The following is a 17872-nucleotide window of genomic DNA, read 5'->3' as shown; positions in this document are numbered from 1 at the left end:
AACGCGCCTATCCCAATCCGGTTACCGCCTTGCAGCGCCCCACTCAGGCATTGGCTCCGCACCGACTGCACCTGCCCCGCAGTTCTATCGTGGTCCTGGTCAGTTGAAAGCCCTGTTCTTTCGTCCAGTCTTTCAGCAATCCAATGGCCTTTTCAGGCGTGAATTCGGTCACCAGTCCGCAGGTCTCACAAATCGCGAAAGCCGCCGCACCGTGCCCTCCGCAGCCCTTGTGGCTGCAGGCGACAAAGGCATTGAGGCTCTCCAGACGGTGAACGAGCCCGTAATCAACCAGCTTGTCCAGCGCACGGTAGACTTGCAAAGGTGCACGAAACCCGCTGTCGCGCAAGAGATCGAGAATCGCGTAGGCGGTCAGCGGACCGTCAGCCTCCGACAGCGACCCGAAGACCAAGGCCTGGTTTTTTGTCAGTTCGGGGTGAGCCTGAGCGTTCACGAACGGTCTCCTTTTGACGTCTCTCCCATCCTTCTCACAAGTTGCACCCCGGGAACAAGACTGAGAATGAACAGCACCATGGCAGCCACCACAATCGAAGGTCCGGACGGCGTTCCGTAGTGAAGCGAGGCGTAAAGACCGCCAACGACCGACAAGGCACCGGCAAGCGCTGCAACGATCGCCATCTGCTCCGGCGATCCGGAAACGCGCCTGGCCGCAGCAGCTGGTATGATCAGGAGCGCCGTGATCAGCAACGCGCCGATAATCTTGAGTGAAATGGCAATCACGACAGATGTCAGCAGGATGAAAACCAGCTCCGAACGCTCCGGTCGGAGCCCTTCGCTGGCCGCAAGCTCTGGGCTGACCGTTGCTGCAAACAGCTGACGCCAGATCAGGATGAGGAGAGCCAACACCAGCGCACCGCCTCCGTAGATGACCGCGATATCAAGCCGCGTCACAGCCAGGATATCTCCGAAGAGCAACCCCAGAAGATCGATGCGAACCCAGGTCATGAAGGCGAGGCTGACAAGGCCAAGCGCGAGAGCCGAATGGGAGAGCAGGCCCAGAATTGCGTCGGAGGACAGCGTGTCCCTTCGCCTGAGCAGGATCAACAAGGCCGCCAGAATGACCGAAACCCCGCCGACCGCAACCATGGTGTTGATGTTCAGCAACAGTGCCAGGGCAACACCTAGCAAGGCGGCGTGAGACAGGGTATCGCCGAAATAGGCCATACGCCGCCAGACGATGAAGCAACCGAGGGGTCCGGCCACCAGCGCCACGCCGATCCCGGCAAGCAGCGCCCTGGTGAAAAAGTCATCCAGCATCGCGCAACCCGCCTTTCACGGTCTGTGCTTCTGGTTCCGCAGCAGAGTGATGGTCATGATGCTCACCTGAACAGGACCCGCAGATGGATCCGTCCGCGTGACGGACATTTCCATCCGGTAGGTGGACGTGGTCGTGATGGTGTTCGTAAACCGCGAGCGCCGCATTGCCGCGAGCACCGAACAAGGCATGGTAGCTGTCATCCTGGCTCACATCGGACGGCGTTCCGCGGCAGCAGACATGCCCGTTCAGGCAGATCACCTGATCGGCGGCTGCCATCACCACGTGGAGATCGTGGGAAATCATCAGGATGCCGCAGCCGAGCGTTGTGCGGATCTCGCTGATCAGGTCATAGATCGCGATCTCGCCGGAATAGTCGACCCCCTGCACCGGCTCATCCAGGACCAGCAGGTCCGGATGGCGGGCAATCGCCCGCGCGAGCATCACCCGTTGCATTTCTCCGCCGGACAAGGTGCGCATTTCCGACCCCAGATGATGCACCGCACCGGTCTGGGCCAGCGCAGCCCGGCAGGCGGCATCGCTCAGCGGATTTGTAAGGCGCATGAACCTGGCGACCGTCAAGGGCAAGGTCCAGTCGATGGCAAGTTTCTGCGGCACATAGCCGATCTTGAGACCCGGTCGCCTTTCAGCCCGTCCCTCGCTGGGCTTGAGTATCCCCAGGGCCATTTTCGCCGTCGTCGACTTGCCCGACCCGTTCGGTCCGATGAGCGTGACAATCTCACCGGCTGAAACAGTCAGGTCGACGCCCCGCACCAGCCATTTTCCGTTTTTCCGAATACCGGCGCGGTCAAGCCGAACCAGTCCAGAATGCTTTTTGGTCATTCCCGTTGATGCCAGTTCTGAAAGTGTGCACTTTGAACAAGTGCGTTACATTATTACACATTTATCCCTCACGCACCCAGCTTGCAACTGTCGTCTCGGTGATTCACACTGACCAGGCTGCAACAAGGCGGATTCGGCGGAGCTTTTACCGAAGATGATTTTTCCATGTATTCTGTCCGGTGGTGTCGGCTCGCGTCTGTGGCCACTGTCTCGCACTGATCGACCCAAGCAGTTTCTTCCTCTCTTCGGCGGGGAAAGCCTGTTTCAAAAGACCTGCCGCCGGATCGACCGGCCGGAATTTGCCGCTCCGATCGTGATCGGCAGCAACGGCCACAGGTTCCTGATCGGCGAGCAGCTTGCCGAGCTCGGCAAAGAGGCGCAGCTGATTCTGCTCGAACCGGTCGGCCGCAACACCGCCCCGCCGGCCCTCATGGCCGCGATGATTGCGGCGGAAGAGGACCCGGAGGCGCTTGTCCTTCTGCTGCCTTCGGATCATCTGGTCGGAAAGGAAGACGTGTTCCTGGCGGCGGTCAACGAGGCGGTGCCGTCGGCGCAGCGCGGCCAGATCGTGACCTTTGGCATTCAACCAACCGAACCCAACACCGGCTACGGCTATATCCGGGTCGCCCCCGGCAGCGATCCGGTGCGCCCGGTCGAGGCCTTCGTCGAGAAACCGGATGCGGAACGGGCCGAAGCGTTTCTGAAAGACGGCAGCTATGTCTGGAACGCCGGTATCTTTCTATTCTCGGCAAAGACCATGATCGAGGCGTTCAAGGAACTCCAGCCGGCGCTCTACAGCGATATTGTTGACGTGATGGCGACGCGTCACGGCGATCTGGATTTTACAAGGCTCAATGAAGAAGCTTTTGCAGGCCTCGACAACATTTCCATCGACTATGCGATCATGGAAAAGGCGGACAACGTTTCCTGTGCTCCCGTGTCGCCGGACTGGGACGATCTCGGCTCCTGGTCAGCCATCTGGACCGTTCTCGACAAGGACCCGGAAGGCAACAGCGCCCTGGGCGACGCCCGGTTTCTGAACAGCTCCGATTGCCTTGCCTATGTGGACCGGGGTCTGGTGTCGGTGATCGGCCTGAAGGATGTCATGGTGATCGCAACCACGGACAGCGTTCTGGTTGCCCACAAGGACAGTGCCCAGGACGTCAAGACGGTGGTCGAGCAACTGAAGGCAGAAGGCCGTGACGAGGTTGACCACCATCCGCGTGTCTACAAGCCCTGGGGGTACACCGAACGGATCAACTCCGGCGACCGGTTCGCCGTGCAATCCATGATGATCAAGCCCGGCAAGCGACTCAGCCTGCAAAGCCATCTGCATCGCGCGGAACACTGGGTCGTTGTGTCCGGCACGGTCGAGATCACGATCAATGGCAAGACGTCGCTCCTGACGGAAAACCAGTCGGCCTACGTGCCGCTTGGCGCCCAACACACATTGCACAATCCGGGCAAGATCCCGGTGCGCATGATCGAGATCCAGTCAGGCACGTATCTTGCCGAGGACGACATTCTCCGTCACACGGACTCATCACAAAAAACATAGAAAAACGCATCTTTCTGTGACGCATCCTTGCCTTGCCTCGTGAAATCCGGCAAGACTTGCCGGCGAACCGGCACGTGCTCAAGGACCGGTCGAACCCAGGGGTGAGGAAAAAGCCATGCATCACGTCTACATCTGCGATTTTGTCCGCACCCCGATCGGACGCTATGGCGGCAAACTCTCCTCCGTCCGGACAGACGATCTTGGCGCCATTCCCGTGGCCGCACTGATGGAACGCAACCCGGACACCGACTGGGCGCTGGTCGACGACGTCTTTTTCGGCTGCGCGAACCAGGCGGGTGAAGACAATCGAAACGTGGCCCGCATGTCCTCGCTGCTCGCCGGGCTGCCTGAAACGGTGCCGGGGCTGACCCTGAACCGGTTGTGCGGATCGGGCATGGATGCCGTCATGACCGCGGCCCGGGCCATCAAGAGCGGCGAGATCGACCTGGCGATCGCAGGCGGTGTGGAGAGCATGTCCCGCGCGCCGTTTGTCATGCCGAAGGCGGAGACCGGCTTCTCCCGCAACGCGGAGATTTACGACACGACCATTGGCTGGCGCTTTGTAAACCCGCTCCTGAAAAATCAATACGGCATCGATTCCATGCCGGAAACGGCGGAAAACGTCGCGGAAGACTTCTCCATTTCGCGCGCCGACCAGGACGCCTTTGCTCTGCGCAGCCAGCAACGTGCGGTCAGGGCCCAGGAAAACGGCCGGTTGGCCGAAGAAATCGTGCCGGTGATGATCCCGCAGCGCAAGGGCGACCCGATCCTGGTCGACAAGGACGAGCACCCGCGGGCCGGCACCACGCTGGAACAGCTTGCCGGTCTGAAAACGCCATTCAGGGAGAACGGCTCCGTCACGGCAGGCAACGCATCTGGCGTCAATGATGGCGCCGCCGCCTTGCTGATCGCCTCCGAAGCCGCCGTTCAAAAACACAATCTGACACCGGTCGCCCGCATTGTCGGCGGCGCAACGGCCGGCGTCCCGCCGCGGATCATGGGCATCGGCCCTGCCCCGGCCACCCGGAAGCTCTGCGCGCAGTATGGCCTGTCACCGTCGGAATTCGACGTCATCGAGCTCAACGAGGCATTCGCGGCCCAGGCCGTCGCCGTCATGCGCGATCTCGGCCTTCCCGAAGACGCAGATTTCGTCAATCCCAATGGCGGAGCCATTGCGCTCGGCCACCCGCTTGGCATGTCGGGTGCAAGGATTACGGGATCGGCTGCGCTGGAGCTGAAAAAACGCGGCGGCAAACTGGCGCTCGCGTCCATGTGCATTGGTGTCGGCCAGGGCATCGCAATCGCGCTGGCGTCCGTCTAGAGCATTATCCGGCAAAATTGGCCGGCGCGTCTTCGCCGAACGCCGGTCTGGCTGCCCCTGTGACGTCAGGTTTGCGGGACCTCAGATCTCCGGCCGTTCATTCAGCGGACGGTTTTCCCGGAGGGCCTCATAATGTCCAGATGTCAGGGTGGCCTTCCTGGCCACTCCAAGCGATCCGCCGCCAGCCGCATCGGCGTGCCGGCGACGATCGAGGTCCCTGTTCACTTCGTCCAGTTTGTCCGCCAGCCGCTCAAACAGCATGGTCGGCATGCGCATGGTCGCCACAAACAGCGAGACGGCTTCGTCGGACGCCTCCTGCCAGTTCAGCTGGCTGACTTCGCGGTATGCACCGTCCGCGAGTTCCTGCAGTTCAACCGCATCTTCAACCAACGGACGCATCAGCTCCACCGTTCGGTCCGGATTGCTGGCGACCCAGCTGCCCGCGAAAACGGAAAGCAGCGCAAAAACATAGACATGAAAGTTTCTAATGAAAAATCGCATTACAACCCCAAGCATTGGTTAACAAATACTTAACCTATCTTTGGTCGTACAGGACACGAGCGGCACCCGCAACAGGAATGACGGAAATCAAACGTAGTTTTCGGGAAGTTGGTTAACGGCTGAAACCCGCAGAATCCTGCCGTTAGGGAAAGTATTTCCCGACGGCTACAGAACGTTTTGTCCTGCCTATTCAGCCTTCCAATTGTCAGAAATGCCGGTCCGTAAAATTTTACAGGACGTATTACCGGGCCCTTAGAGCCTATGAGTGTATAAGCGCCTCAGTTTGAATGAACCTGGATTTGGCCGATATGATCAAAAGGACTGAAGAGATGAAGCTCTCGTCCGTCGGATTGCTGCTGCTGCTCACAGCGGCGGCCATGATCCTTTTTGCGGATCTTGGCCCCATGGCGGACAAGCACGCCAAGGCTGGCCTGCCCTCCGTACACAATGTGAAATGAATTTGGCGGCCCCGGCGCAACAACTGCTCCGGGCCGGCCCTTACCTGGCTGGGTTTCGCTTTGCCCGTGCTGTCACGGGAACCGGCGTCAGATCTCCAATCAGAGGGACCATTTTGCCTCCGCCCGGCCCGTTACCGCTGCGGCCCTTGTCCCCCAGAAGCATGATCGCGGAGCCGATGACAACGGATCCAAGCGTGATGACCAGCCCGAACGCCAGCATCAGCACTGGCAGGACGGGGTCTTCCGCAGTCAGGACCAGGACCCTGAGATTGCCGATGTTGGCGGCAAATATGCCTGCCAGCACCAGCGCGGCGATCGCTGTCCCGGCCAGACCATTGATCAGCAGCAAACGGAACAACGGGTCGCGCGGCAGCGCGACACGGATAAAGGTCTTGTTACGGTCTCTCACGCAGACCTCCTGATTGTTCATCCGGCTCTGAAGCTCAAGCGTATGCGTAACTGGAGCTGATGAGCAACTTGTCAAATCAACGAGGGGGGCCAACGAGCCTTCAGACTCAGAATTTGTTCATCATTTGAAAAAATTTGTGCAGCGCACTCTTGATCATATCGGACTGTATATATATTTATTCGATATATCGATCCATCATATGTCACTTCTGACAATGCCTCAAAGGGCAACTGCGCGCACTGCAGACCTCGACAGAAGTGACCGCCGGGGAGACGTTCCCGGCACCGGAGACACCAGATGAGTGTGAGAAGCCTCTGCCTTGCCATCCTGTCTTTCGGGGATGCCACCGGATATGAAATCCGGAAGGAATCCACCGAGGGCCGTTTCAGCTATTTCGACGACGCCAGCTTCGGCTCGATCTATCCGGCGCTTGCGCGCCTGGAGGCTGAAGGCATGGTGACCGTGCGCGAGGAGCCTCAGGCCGGCAAACCGGCCCGCAAGGTCTATTCGATCACCGAGGCCGGCCGTACGGAGTTCATCCACTCCCTGTGCGAACCGCAGGCCCCTGACACGTTCAAATCCCCGTTTCTTCTGATCGCACTCAATGCGGCGCAGCTGCCCCCGGAGGTCATTCGCCGGGCTCTGGAGCGGCGCAAGGCTCAGGTTCTGGACGAGCTGCGTCTGCTGACCGAGACCGAAGAAGAATGCAGCCACCCGGGATCGGCCTGGACCCGGGAATACGGCATCACCTGCATGAACTGCACCCTCGCCTATCTGGAAGAGCATGGCGAAGCCCTGATCAAGATTGCCGAAGATGCGGCCCGCCCTGCGGCGGCCGCTGAGTAAGCCAGACATTTGTTTTTTGGAGTAACGACACAATGCGCGTGAATTTTTCCTACATCCTGGCGGCCTGCGTGACCGTGGGCATCGGGCTCTGGATGGCCAACGGCAAGACGGTGATCGGTGGCGTCGGCGACGGCGAGAACGCCGTGCCGGCCGTTGCCGACCGGGTCGCGGAGGAAGACAAGGGCGCATTTCGCGTCAAGGTGAAACGTCTTGTCGCCGAGGACCGCCAGGCCATGCTCGAAGTGCGCGGCCGGACGGAAGCCGAAGCCAAGGTCGCCGTGCGCTCCGAAACCACGGACGATGTGGTCAAACGCCCGGCGCGCGAAGGGGCAAGGGTCTCTGCGGGCGATATCCTGTGTGAGCTCGACAAGGGCACACGCGAAGCCCGTGTACTCGAAGCCAAGGCCGGTCTTGCCCAGGCCGAACTCGATCATTCCGCCGCCACGCAGTTGGCCAACAAGGGCTTTACGGCCCAGACCCGTGCGGCTGCCACCCAGGCCCAGCTCGACGCGGCCACGGCCCGCGTGAAGGAAGCAGAGCTTGAACTGGCCCGGACCATCATCCGGTCTCCGATTGACGGCGTCATTGAGAGCCCGATGGCCGAGGTTGGCGCCCAGCTCAACAGCGGCGGCATCTGTGCCACCGTGGTCAATTCCGATCCGATGATCGCCATCGGTCAGGTGTCGGAACTCAATGTTGGTCAGATTTCCCGGGACATGCCGGCGGAAGTCGATCTGGTGACCGGTGAGACGCTCAAGGGCACGGTGCGCTACATCTCCCCGTCGGCTGACCCGGACACCCGGACCTTCCGCGTCGAGGTCGAGCTGCCCAATCCGGATGGCAAGGCCCGCGACGGTGTGACCGCCGTGACCCGTCTGCCGCTGCCGGTCGAAAAGGCCCACAAGATCACACCCGCCATCCTGACCCTGAATGATGAAGGCCAGGTCGGTGTGCGTGCCGTCGATGCCGACAGCAAAAGCGTTTTTTACCCCGTGAAGGTTCTCGGCGGCGAGAATGACGGCCTGTGGGTCGGAGGTCTGCCGGAAACCGTCTCCGTGATTGTCGTCGGACAGGAATATGTCGGCGACGGTGAAATTGTCGAACCTGTTTTTGAGACCGCAGAGGTCACCCAATGATTGACATGCTCGAAGGCGTCCTCAGACGTCCCAAGACGGTTTTCGTGCTGATGCTGGCCCTGCTTGTGGCCGGTGTGTTCAGCTATATCAGCATTCCCAAGGAAGACAGCCCGGACATTGATGTCCCGGTCTTCTACGTCTCCATCGCGCAGCAGGGCATTTCGCCCGAGGACGCCGAGCGTCTGCTGATCCGACCGATGGAAACCGAACTCCGCGGCCTGGACGGTCTGAAGGAGATCACGGCGATCGCCTCCGAAGGCCACGCGGGTATCGTGCTGGAGTTCGACATCTCCTTCGACAAGGACGAGGCGATGGCGGATGTGCGCGACAAGGTCGACACCGCCAAGGGCGAACTGCCGGCCGATGCCGAGGAACCGACCATCTCGGAAACCAACTTCGCGCTGGTTCCGACCATCACGATCGCGCTCTCTGGCAATGTGCCGGAGCGTACGCTCTATCAGCATGCGCGCCGCCTGAAGGACCAGGTCGAGGCGATCGATACGGTGCGTTCTGCTGACCTCAAGGGGCACCGGGAGGAAATTCTCGAGGTCCTGATCGACTCGCAGAAGCTGGAATCCTACGAGATCACCCAGCAGGAACTGCTGTCGTCGCTGTCCAACAACAACCAGCTCGTGCCCGCCGGCTTCATCGACGGCGGCCAGGGCCGGTTCAACGTCAAGGTGCCGGGTCTCATCGAGACGGCGCTTGATGTCTACTCCCTGCCGATCAAGCAGTCGGGCGAAGGCGTTGTCACCCTGAGCGATGTTGCCGAGATCCGGCGCACCTTCAAGGATGCCAACTCCTATACGCGCGTCAACGGCCAGCCGGCGATTGCCCTGGACGTGACCAAGCGCATCGGCACCAACATCATCGAGAACAACCTGGCGATCCGCGCCGTGGTCGACGAGGCCACCAAGGACTGGCCGGAGACGATCAAGGTCGACTACATGATCGACATGTCGTCGAACATTTTCGAGGTTCTGGGCTCGCTCCAGTCCTCGATCATGACGGCGATCTTCCTGGTGATGATCCTGGTCCTGGCCGCGCTCGGACTGCGCTCAGCGCTGCTTGTGGGTCTGGCGATCCCGACCTCCTTCATGGTCGGCTTCCTGATCCTGTCGGGCCTTGGCTATACCGTGAACATCATGGTGATGTTCGGTCTGGTGCTGACCGTCGGCATGCTCGTCGACGGCGCCATCGTCATGGTCGAATATGCAGACCGCAAGGTGTCGGAAGGCATGGAGGACCGCGAAGCCTATATTCGCGCGGCACGGCTGATGTTCTGGCCGATCGTTTCCTCCACGGCGACGACGCTGGTGGCCTTCCTGCCGATGCTGTTGTGGCCGGGCGTTGCCGGCGAGTTCATGAGCTACCTGCCGATCATGGTGATCATCGTCCTGACGGCCGCGCTCCTGACCGCGATGGTCTTCCTGCCGGTGACCGGCGGCATCTTTGCCATGGTGACGCATTTCGTTGCTCGGAATGCAGCCGGCGTGATTGCGGTTGTGTTCGGCCTTCTTGCCGCCGTGGCGAACGTGTTCTTCTGGCTCTCCGGGATCGATCCGGAAGCCACCTTCTTTGAGAGCATCGGCACCTATTTGCTGGCCGCGCTGTCCGCGCTGGTCGTTTTCGCTGCTGTCGCCATTGCCGCGTATTTTGCAGTGCGCCCGTTTGTGCGGTGGGCCCGGAAACGCGCTGCCAACAGGGTCGAGAAAGAAAGTCAGAAGCCTCAAAAAGTCTATCGGCCCGTGACGTTCACCTCTCTGGCATTTGAGATGGTCGCAGTCGGGTTTGCGCTCTATTTCGCCTATTTCCTGGCGACCAGCCGGCCTGCTGTCCTCACAGAAAGCGTCGAGGCAGTCCTGACTTCGCTGTCAGGGCTGGCACAGCCGTTGGCCGTGCTTGCCAATCCGATTGCTGTCGACTCTGTCTTCTACGTGGTCGTGGTGCTGCTGGCTTTGGCTGCGATCTGGGCCGCATACAAGGTCCTGTCGCCGCTGGTTCGCCTGTTTGAAACAGGTTTCGACCGGATCCGTACCTTCCTTGGCTTCGGATCCCGGACAATTGACGCACAAAACAGCGACTCGGACAGGCCTCAGTTCGACGCAAGCACCGTCAGGGGCTTCACCGGGCTTTACGTGCGCCACCTGAAACTGCTTGCAGGCAATCCGGTCGGCAACATCCTGACGCTTGTGCTCGTTCTTGGAACCTGCTTCGCGATCCTCGGCTCCTTCGCCTCTAACCCGACCGGGGTCGAGTTCTTCGTCGACGAGGAACCCGATCAGGCTGTGGTGCTGATCTCCGCGCGCGGCAACATGTCCGCCTCTGAATCGCTGGAACTGGTGAAGAAGGTCGAGGTCGAAGTGCTGCAGACCGCCGGTATCCAGAACGTCATCACCTCCGCCTTCCCGCCAGGTGGCGGCAGTGGTCCCGATTTCATTGGCGGTGTCCAGGACAAGCCGGATGACGTTGTCGGCGAGATGACGCTTGAGCTGGCAAAATACTGCTGCCGCCGTCAGGCCAAGGAGATCTTCGCCGAGATCCACGAACGCACGGCGATGATCCCGGGCATCAAGGTGGAAACCCGCAAGATCGAGGGTGGTCCGCCAACCGGCAAGGACATCCAGCTGGAAGTCAAGTCGACCGACTATGACACGATGGTGGAACAGGTTGCCCGCATCCGCGCGCATCTGGACCAGATGGAGCACCTCCAGAACCAGGAAGATGGCCGTCCCCTGCCCGGTATCGAGTGGCAGATCACCATCGACCGCGAACAGGCCGGTCGGTATCAGGCGGGCATCGGTTCCGTCGGCAACATGGTCCAGCTGGTCACCAACGGGGTCCTGATCGGCAAATACCGTCCGACCGACAGTGAGGACGAAGTCGATATTCGCGTTCGCCTCCCGGCCGACGAGCGCACGCTCGACCGGTTCGACCAGCTGCGCCTGCAGACGGATCTCGGTCTGGTGCCGATTGCCAACTTCATTGACCGGGCACCGGAGCAGAAGGTTTCCTCGATCGTGCGCCGTGATGGCCTCTATTCGATGATGCTGAAAGCCGGCGTCGACAAGGAAGCGGTCGATGAGAAGGGCAATCCGGTCACTGTCGATGCGAAGGTCAACGAGCTCAGCGCGTGGCTGGACACACAGACCTTCCCGGACAACGTGTTCCTGCAGTTCCGTGGAGCGGATGAGGATCAGAAGGAATCGGGAGAATTCCTGATGCGTGCGATGATGGCATCGCTGTTCCTGATGTTCCTGATCCTGCTGACCCAGTTCAACTCGTTCTACCAGACCTTCCTGACCCTTTCGACGGTGGTCCTGTCGGTGATGGGTGTTCTGCTGGGCATGATGCTGACGGGACAGAAGTTCTCGATCATCATGACAGGCACGGGCGTGGTGGCGCTGGCGGGGATCGTGGTGAACAACGCGATTGTTCTCATCGACACCTATAACCGGTTCCGGCATGACGGCTTCGAACCTCTGGATGCGATCCTGAAGACCTCGGGTCAGCGTATCCGGCCGATCCTGCTCACCACGGTGACCACGATCGTTGGTCTGATTCCAATGGCAACCGCGATGAACCTGGACTTCTTTACCCAGACCATCGCTGTCGGCGGCATCACCGCGATCTGGTGGATCCAGCTGTCCACCGCCGTGATTTCGGGTCTCGCCTTCTCCACGATCCTGACCCTGGTGATGATCCCGGTGATGATCGCTCTGCCCAGCACCTGGATGGGACTGTTCAGGGCAATCTGGCGGTCGGCGACCACACGCAAAGAGCCTGTCGGTCCGGCGCTTCCGGGCGTGGAAGACGAGAAGCCGGCGCTGGAACAGGAAGTGGAATGGACGGATCCGGAACAGGAAAAGCTGCGCCCGGCCGCCAAGGTCGTGTCGATGCCGAAACCGGCACAGCCCAAACTTCCCCCGCAGGAGGACTTGCCGCACGCTGCGGAATGAGTTTCCAGTCCTCCAACAAGAGGCCGCCGTTTTCGGCGGCCTTTTTGTTTGTGCGGGGCGTTTGAAACCTTGCCGTTTTGACAAGGGCGTCCATCCGCCACGGCGTCGGCCCTGCCTCAAACCGGGACCCGTTCCACATCGCTATTTGGGGCAAGAAAGCAGTTTGGCGTGATGACGCGCCGCCTCGTCCTGCCCCTTGCCACCGGTTGAGCAACAACAGATCCCCGATCTGCGCCTCGCTTGTCGGGGATGATTGCCAAACTTGGCTGCAGCTTTGCCATTCAAACATTTTTATCTGTGGCGCCCTTGCCTCTCTCGACCCAAAACCATATAGTTGCTTTATACAACTAAATGGACTTCACACATGACCACTCCCTCCCCCGCCCTTGTTCACGACATCCGTGCCGCGTCCCGGCAAATGGTTCGCGAATTCGGTTTTCTCGACAAGGGCGTTGCCGGCACGGACCTTTCCGGGTCCGGTGTCCACGCCGTGCTTGAAATCGGACTCCATCCAGGCATCACCGCCAAGGAGCTCAGCGCCAGGCTGAAGCTGGAAAAATCAACCGTCAGCCGCTTGCTCAAGTCCCTCGAGGCGCGGGGCGACATCGTTCAGACCCGCTCGGAAAGTGACGGCCGGAGTTTTGAACTGCACCTGACAGATGATGGCCGGGAGACCTTTGCCCGTATCGACCGGTTCGGCAACGACCAGGCCCTTCAGGCCCTGTCGCGGATCGAAGGCACCAGGGCCGACGTGATTGCACAGTCCATGACGGCTTATGCGGATGCGCTGGCCGGCGAGGCTGTCTCCGGTCAGGACACTTTGCCGGAGTTTGAGATTGTCGAGGGTTACCAGACCGGCATGATTGGCGACATCGCCGCCATGCATGGCCGCACCCATGGCCCCATCGTCGGTATGGGGCCAACCTTTGAAAGTGTGGTTGCGAAGGCCATGGCCGAGTTCATGCCGCGGATCGACGCCCCGGTGAACAACAGCTGGAGTGTCGTCGACAGGGACGAAGTGATCGGTTCGATCAGCATCGACGGCGAAGACCTTGAGGGCAATATCGCCCATCTGCGCTGGTTCATCCTATCCGAACGCCTGCGCGGCAAGGGGCTCGGCAAGGTGCTGTTGTCAAAGGCGCTGGAGCATTGCGACCGGCACGGCTTCGTCGAGATCCACTTGTGGACCCTCAAGGGGCTGGAGGCCGCCCGGGCACTCTATGAGAAAAACGGCTTTGAATTGGCCGACGAATATGTCGGCGATCAATGGGGCAAGGCGGTGACAGAGCAGATGTTCATCCGCAAGCGCCCTTAGGGTCAGGCCCTATTCGGACCAGAGTGACCTGTTCCGCCACGGCGCCGGCACCATGAGCGTGCCGGTGTTGGGCGCAGTGCCTGCGCCCAGGTCCAGCGACTGCCAGGCTTCGGCCCATTCCGTTGGAAGTGCGTAAGGTGGTGCGATGCGGCTGCCCGGTTGAAATCCGAAACGGCCATAGTAATTCGGATCGCCGAGCACCAGGACCTTGCCAACCTGCCAGTCCGACAGCCGCGTCAATCCTTCCCGGACAAGACGGCCGCCAATGCCCTGTTTCTGCAAGTCCGGCGCTGCGCAAAGCGGGCCCAGGAGTGCTGCGACATGCCCGTCCGGTTCAACCGAACAGCGCGTGTAGAGCACATGCCCGACCAGCCGGTCGCCCTGCAAGGCCACCAGTGACAGCACACCGTCTCCTTCCTGCAGAAGGCTCCGTACCAGCGGCAGAAGGTCTTCTTCAGGAAAGGCAGCCCTGTAGAGGTTTTCCAGACCCGGAAGATCCTGCAACGTGCCAAGGCGCAATTCTGTCATGTCGCTCACCGGTCTACCTCTTCTGAGTCCTGCCACTCATCACCACACCTACTTCTATTGCCGGTTCAAGCCGGTCTGGCAAACAGTTTCCTGCAAAGGCCGGGGCACTGCGACCAGCGCAGTGCCCGCGCTCTCAGGCCTTGGTGATCGAGTTGCCGCCGTCACACAGCATCGCCGAACCGGTCACGAAAGAGCCGGCATCGGAAAGAAGGAACTGCGCCGCGCGGGCGACCTCCTCCGGTTCCGCCATGCGTTTCAGCGCGTGAAGGCCGGCAACATAGTCATGGAAAGCCGGATCCTCTCCCGCCATCTCCGTCTTGGTGCCCCCTGGAAGCAGCGCATTCACCCGGATCCCTTCGGCTCCATGCTCGACGGCGAGAACCTGGGTCAAGCCGATCAATCCGGCCTTGGCCGCCGCGTAGGCCGCCATGCCCGGCAGACCGATCGTGTGCCCGACAAAGGACGACGTGAAAACGATGGCCCCGCCACCCCGCGCCCGCAAGGCCGGTATCTGGTGCTTGGCAGCCAGGAAGGCGGCGTTGAGATTGGTGGCCATCACCTGGTTCCAGGTGTCCAGGCTCATCTCCGGCACCGGCCCCATGTCGCCAAGCGTGCCGGCATTGTTGAAGGCTCCATCAAGGCCGCCGAAGGCCTCCAGCGCCGTCTTGACCGACGCTTCGGAAAACTGCGGATCGGCGACATCCCCCACATGAATTGCGATCCGGTCGGCAGCCTCGGGAAGCGAGGCTTTGACCTCCTCCAGCCGGTCTGCACGACGGGCTGCGAGCACAAGATTGGCGCCAGCCTCGGCAAGAAGACGGGCGGTGGCGGCACCGATACCGCTGCTCGCGCCCGTGATCAAAATGGTTTTTCCGTGAAACATGACTAAAGCTCCTCTGAACAACGAGGCGCTCTAAGTGTCCCACATTTGCAAAGCTTGAAACCCGGTTTGCGAGCGCAGGCCGGAAACAGTCTCAGCCGCCGTGATCCTTGTCCCGGTCGGCCAGATCATCGAGATCAGTGTCGCATTCGTCGCCATCATCATCGAGCGCCATATCCGCCTCTGCCTGAACCAGCTTGCGATGGGCCCGCCAGGAGACGGGAATCGTCAACAGATAGAGGACGGCACCACCGGCCAGCATCCGGAACGGATAACTGACGGTGAGCGCGACAATGAGGACGGCAAAGACGAAGAGCGGCAGCACATAGTCGCGCCGGACACGCGTCCCCAGCGTCTTGCCCGAATAGGTCGGCAGACGGCTGATCAACAGAAAGGCGATGCCGATCGTATAGGCGGCCACAAAGGCGTCATCGGCAAACCAGTGCGGAAACAGGCCGAGGAAATCGAGATAGAGCGGCAGCAACACCGTCAGGGCGCCCGCCGGTGCCGGAACGCCGGTGAAGAACCGGGACGCCCATGCCGGCTTGTTGGGATCATCCAGCGCCACGTTGAAACGTGCCAGCCTCAGGGCCGCGGAAATGGCGAAGATCAGGGCTGCGATCCAGCCGAGATTACCCGCCTCTTTCAGGATCCAGAGATAGAGCATCAGCGCCGGCGTGACACCGAAATTGACAAAGTCCGACAGGGAGTCGAGCTCCGCACCAAAGCGGGACGTGCCTTTCATCATGCGTGCGACCCGGCCATCCAGGCCGTCCAGCACCGCCGCAACAAGAACCGCCCCGACCGCGAACTCCCACCGCCCCTCAAACGCCATGCGAACGGCGGTGAGGCCGGAACACAGCGCCAGCAGCGTCACCATGTTCGGAATGATCAGGCGCAGTGGAACCCGGCGAAAACGCGGGGTCTGGCCCGGGCGGTCTGTGCTCTTGTCGGATGTATCGTCCACTGTGCCCTCAGCTCACACGGGTCAATTGCTGTGCCGGAGCCTGTGGCTGCGACAGGTCGGCAAGCACGGTTTCGCCCGCAATCATCGTCTGGCCAAGGGCCACCTTGGGCTGGGTATCGGCTGGAAAATAGACATCAAGCCGTGAGCCGAAACGGATCAGGCCAAAGCGTTCGCCGGCAGCAAGCTCTTCGCCCTCGCGTGAGAAACACACGATCCGGCGCGCCACGAGACCTGCGATCTGGACCACACCAATCCGGGTGTCTCCCGCTTCGATCACCAGGCCATTGCGCTCGTTCTGTTCGCTGGCCTTGTCCAGTTCGGCATTCAGGAACGCCCCTGCCCGATAGGCCACACGAAGGACCTTGCCGCCGATCGGGGCCCGGTTCACGTGGCAGTTGAACACGTTCATGAAAACCGACACGCGCATCAACGGCTCGGTGCCGAGCTCCAGTTCCGCCGGAGGCCGAGCCAGGCCGACAAGGCTGACCACACCGTCCGCCGGAGATACGACGAGGCCGTCCGCGACAGGTGTCACCCGTTTGGGGTCACGAAAGAAATAACAGACCCAGCCGGTCAGGATGAGCCCGATCCAGAACAGCGGACTGATGAAATATCCGATCACCAGGGTTGCCACCAAAGCAATCGCCACGAAGGGCCAGCCTTCACGATGGATCGGCACCACGGCCTTGGTGATGGAATCGACTATCGACATCTTTGTTTCCGTTGTCAGAACGGGTGCGTTACGGATCCCGCTTCGCGAGACCAGCAGGGCGGTTGCCCGACATGCACCAGTTGCACTTGTTGTTGCTCCGCTTCTAGAGGCTTTTTGGCCGAAAGAGAACCGATTTTCGCGGAAAATCAGCCAGACTTTTTGGGCCTTTCCCCCAATTTCACCGCTTCTGGTGCCCGGTAGTCGGTGTCCCAGTAGGGTGGCCGTCCGTATTTGGAAATCAGAAAGTCAACGAAGGCGGTCACTTTGGGAGGAACGAACTGGCTGGGTGGATAGACCGCCCAGATCGCCCCGGTCCTGGCAACCTTGTAATCTTCCATCACGGCGACCAGCCGGCCGTCGCGCAGGTCCTCCCAGACATGGGCCAGCGACTTCAGGCTCAGACCCAGTCCGTGGAGCGCCGCATCATAGGTCAGATCGCCGCTGTCGCCCTTGATGACCGGTTTTTGAACCTCGAACCCGACCTCGCCTTCCGGACCGTTGAAGTACCAGACAGGAACCGACGGCAGGCTGATGCAATCATGATTGACCAGATCCTCCGGGTTCGTCGGGATGCCCCTGCGGGCCAGATAGTCTGGCGAGGCGCACAGCGCCCTCGGGTTGCCGCCGAGCCGACGTGCCAGAAGCGAGGAATCGGCGAGCGGAGCGCCCCTGATGGCAATGTCATAACCTTCCTCGATCAGGTCGACCATGCGGTCGGAGATGTCCATTTCCAGCTGAATATCGGGATAGAGCGTGCGGAATTCGACCAGATAGGGAAGGATGTGCTTTCGGCCGAAAAACGTGTTGCAGGAGATTCTCAACGACCCGCGGGGTGCTTCCGTAGTCGCCTCCAGAACAGATCGCGCCTGATCGATTTCATCTACCGCCGCACGCCCGTGCTGGAGCAAGATCCGCCCGGCTTCGGTCAGCGTCGTTCGCCGTGTGGTCCTGGCAAACAGCTGCGCACCGAAAACCTTTTCCAGCGTCGTTAGTCGGGCGCTGGCCGCGGAGGGGGACAACCCGATTTCGCGGCCGGCACCCGACAGGCTGCCGAGTTCGGCAATGCGGATGAAGAATTGCAGGTCCTCAATTCTCATTATTCCATACTTTCGAAGAATGATTTCGATTTTAGCCCGATTATTCGAAGTGACGCAACATGCCATATA

The 17872-nt window shown here is 60.7% G+C and carries 17 protein-coding genes; 7 read left to right on the top strand and 10 right to left on the bottom strand.

The annotated features are described in order from the left end of the window. Positions 1–43 precede the first annotated feature (43 nt). The 3 genes from CHH27_RS02995 to CHH27_RS02985 are packed head-to-tail and all read right to left on the bottom strand — an operon-like array spanning position 44 to position 2116. Complete coding sequence (locus tag CHH27_RS02995; protein ID WP_094070263.1) at positions 44–451, bottom strand: Fur family transcriptional regulator; 408 nt, start codon at positions 449–451, stop codon at positions 44–46. Continuing rightward, entirely contained in the window at positions 448–1275 is an 828-nt protein-coding gene (locus tag CHH27_RS02990) for a metal ABC transporter permease (protein WP_094070262.1), read from the bottom strand. Before CHH27_RS02990 ends, CHH27_RS02995 begins: the two co-directional genes overlap by 4 nt. Next, entirely contained in the window at positions 1265–2116 is an 852-nt protein-coding gene (locus CHH27_RS02985; protein ID WP_094070261.1) for a metal ABC transporter ATP-binding protein, read from the bottom strand. The genes CHH27_RS02990 and CHH27_RS02985 overlap by 11 nt, the downstream gene beginning before the upstream one ends. 154 nt (positions 2117–2270) lie before the next feature. Between CHH27_RS02985 and CHH27_RS02980 the strand changes: the two genes are divergently transcribed. Next, a complete protein-coding gene (locus CHH27_RS02980; protein WP_094070260.1) occupies positions 2271–3674 on the top strand; it encodes a mannose-1-phosphate guanylyltransferase/mannose-6-phosphate isomerase in 1404 nt (467 codons plus the stop codon). Between the two features lie 115 nt (positions 3675–3789). Next, entirely contained in the window at positions 3790–4995 is a 1206-nt protein-coding gene (gene pcaF / locus CHH27_RS02975) for a 3-oxoadipyl-CoA thiolase (protein ID WP_094070259.1), read from the top strand. Between the two features lie 81 nt (positions 4996–5076). Here the strand turns inward: pcaF and CHH27_RS02970 are convergent, their stop codons facing one another. Beyond that, positions 5077–5496 (bottom strand): hypothetical protein, encoded by a 420-nt coding sequence (locus tag CHH27_RS02970; protein WP_094070258.1) that lies wholly within the window; start codon positions 5494–5496, stop codon positions 5077–5079. Between the two features lie 308 nt (positions 5497–5804). Here CHH27_RS02970 and CHH27_RS27520 point away from each other — a divergent pair, with 308 nt between their 5' ends. Next, positions 5805–5954, top strand: coding sequence for a hypothetical protein (locus tag CHH27_RS27520; protein WP_157738656.1), 150 nt, complete (start codon positions 5805–5807; stop codon positions 5952–5954). Between the two features lie 40 nt (positions 5955–5994). On the opposite strand, the gene CHH27_RS02965 is transcribed toward CHH27_RS27520, so the two are convergent. Next, a complete protein-coding gene (locus CHH27_RS02965) occupies positions 5995–6363 on the bottom strand; it encodes a hypothetical protein (protein ID WP_208988481.1) in 369 nt (122 codons plus the stop codon). Positions 6364–6660: 297 nt separating this feature from the next. Between CHH27_RS02965 and CHH27_RS02960 the strand changes: the two genes are divergently transcribed. The 4 genes from CHH27_RS02960 to CHH27_RS02945 all read left to right on the top strand — a co-directional run bounded on the left by CHH27_RS02960 (position 6661) and on the right by CHH27_RS02945 (position 13619). Further along, positions 6661–7209, top strand: a complete 549-nt coding sequence (locus CHH27_RS02960) for a helix-turn-helix transcriptional regulator (protein ID WP_094070256.1) — start codon at positions 6661–6663, stop codon at positions 7207–7209. 32 nt (positions 7210–7241) lie between these two features. Further along, positions 7242–8345 (top strand): efflux RND transporter periplasmic adaptor subunit, encoded by a 1104-nt coding sequence (locus tag CHH27_RS02955; RefSeq protein WP_094070255.1) that lies wholly within the window; start codon positions 7242–7244, stop codon positions 8343–8345. Next, entirely contained in the window at positions 8342–12304 is a 3963-nt protein-coding gene (locus CHH27_RS02950) for an efflux RND transporter permease subunit (RefSeq protein ID WP_094070254.1), read from the top strand. The genes CHH27_RS02955 and CHH27_RS02950 overlap by 4 nt, the downstream gene beginning before the upstream one ends. Before the next feature lie 364 nt (positions 12305–12668). Continuing rightward, the gene (locus CHH27_RS02945) at positions 12669–13619 is read left to right on the top strand and encodes a bifunctional helix-turn-helix transcriptional regulator/GNAT family N-acetyltransferase (protein WP_094070253.1); all 951 of its coding nucleotides are present in this window, start codon (positions 12669–12671) and stop codon (positions 13617–13619) included. Between the two features lie 9 nt (positions 13620–13628). Here the strand turns inward: CHH27_RS02945 and CHH27_RS02940 are convergent, their stop codons facing one another. The 5 genes from CHH27_RS02940 to CHH27_RS02920 all read right to left on the bottom strand — a co-directional run bounded on the left by CHH27_RS02940 (position 13629) and on the right by CHH27_RS02920 (position 17803). Continuing rightward, positions 13629–14147, bottom strand: coding sequence for a GNAT family N-acetyltransferase (locus CHH27_RS02940; protein WP_094070252.1), 519 nt, complete (start codon positions 14145–14147; stop codon positions 13629–13631). Between the two features lie 133 nt (positions 14148–14280). After that, positions 14281–15030, bottom strand: coding sequence for an SDR family oxidoreductase (locus CHH27_RS02935; protein WP_094070251.1), 750 nt, complete (start codon positions 15028–15030; stop codon positions 14281–14283). 91 nt (positions 15031–15121) lie between these two features. After that, the gene (locus CHH27_RS02930; protein WP_094074482.1) at positions 15122–15907 is read right to left on the bottom strand and encodes a phosphatidylcholine/phosphatidylserine synthase; all 786 of its coding nucleotides are present in this window, start codon (positions 15905–15907) and stop codon (positions 15122–15124) included. Positions 15908–16001: 94 nt separating this feature from the next. Further along, positions 16002–16724, bottom strand: a complete 723-nt coding sequence (locus CHH27_RS02925; protein ID WP_256386436.1) for a phosphatidylserine decarboxylase — start codon at positions 16722–16724, stop codon at positions 16002–16004. A gap of 128 nt (positions 16725–16852) precedes the next feature. Continuing rightward, positions 16853–17803 carry a LysR family transcriptional regulator gene (locus tag CHH27_RS02920; RefSeq protein ID WP_094070249.1) on the bottom strand — a complete coding sequence of 317 codons (951 nt, stop codon included), beginning with the start codon at positions 17801–17803 and terminating at the stop codon, positions 16853–16855. Between the last annotated feature and the right edge of the window lie 69 nt (positions 17804–17872).

It is taken from the genome of Labrenzia sp. VG12 (genome assembly GCF_002237595.1).
Classification (GTDB): Bacteria; Pseudomonadota; Alphaproteobacteria; order Rhizobiales; family Stappiaceae; genus Roseibium.
The sequence above is the reverse complement of the archived record's forward strand: the minus strand, read 5'-3'. Positions and strand labels throughout refer to the sequence as shown.

Excerpts from the sequence above, each read along its gene's own strand:
- CHH27_RS02990 (WP_094070262.1), bottom strand. The coding sequence starts at position 1,275 with ATGCTGGATGACTTTTTCACCAGGGCGCTGCTTGCCGGGATCGGCGTG.
- CHH27_RS02985 (WP_094070261.1), bottom strand. The coding sequence starts at position 2,116 with ATGACCAAAAAGCATTCTGGACTGGTTCGGCTTGACCGCGCCGGTATT.
- CHH27_RS02980 (WP_094070260.1), top strand. The coding sequence starts at position 2,271 with ATGATTTTTCCATGTATTCTGTCCGGTGGTGTCGGCTCGCGTCTGTGG.
- pcaF (WP_094070259.1), top strand. The coding sequence starts at position 3,790 with ATGCATCACGTCTACATCTGCGATTTTGTCCGCACCCCGATCGGACGC.
- CHH27_RS02970 (WP_094070258.1), bottom strand. The coding sequence starts at position 5,496 with ATGCGATTTTTCATTAGAAACTTTCATGTCTATGTTTTTGCGCTGCTT.
- CHH27_RS27520 (WP_157738656.1), top strand. The coding sequence starts at position 5,805 with ATGATCAAAAGGACTGAAGAGATGAAGCTCTCGTCCGTCGGATTGCTG.
- CHH27_RS02960 (WP_094070256.1), top strand. The coding sequence starts at position 6,661 with ATGAGTGTGAGAAGCCTCTGCCTTGCCATCCTGTCTTTCGGGGATGCC.
- CHH27_RS02955 (WP_094070255.1), top strand. The coding sequence starts at position 7,242 with ATGCGCGTGAATTTTTCCTACATCCTGGCGGCCTGCGTGACCGTGGGC.
- CHH27_RS02950 (WP_094070254.1), top strand. The coding sequence starts at position 8,342 with ATGATTGACATGCTCGAAGGCGTCCTCAGACGTCCCAAGACGGTTTTC.
- CHH27_RS02945 (WP_094070253.1), top strand. The coding sequence starts at position 12,669 with ATGACCACTCCCTCCCCCGCCCTTGTTCACGACATCCGTGCCGCGTCC.
- CHH27_RS02940 (WP_094070252.1), bottom strand. The coding sequence starts at position 14,147 with ATGACAGAATTGCGCCTTGGCACGTTGCAGGATCTTCCGGGTCTGGAA.
- CHH27_RS02935 (WP_094070251.1), bottom strand. The coding sequence starts at position 15,030 with ATGTTTCACGGAAAAACCATTTTGATCACGGGCGCGAGCAGCGGTATC.
- CHH27_RS02930 (WP_094074482.1), bottom strand. The coding sequence starts at position 15,907 with ATGGTGACGCTGCTGGCGCTGTGTTCCGGCCTCACCGCCGTTCGCATG.
- CHH27_RS02920 (WP_094070249.1), bottom strand. The coding sequence starts at position 17,803 with ATGAGAATTGAGGACCTGCAATTCTTCATCCGCATTGCCGAACTCGGC.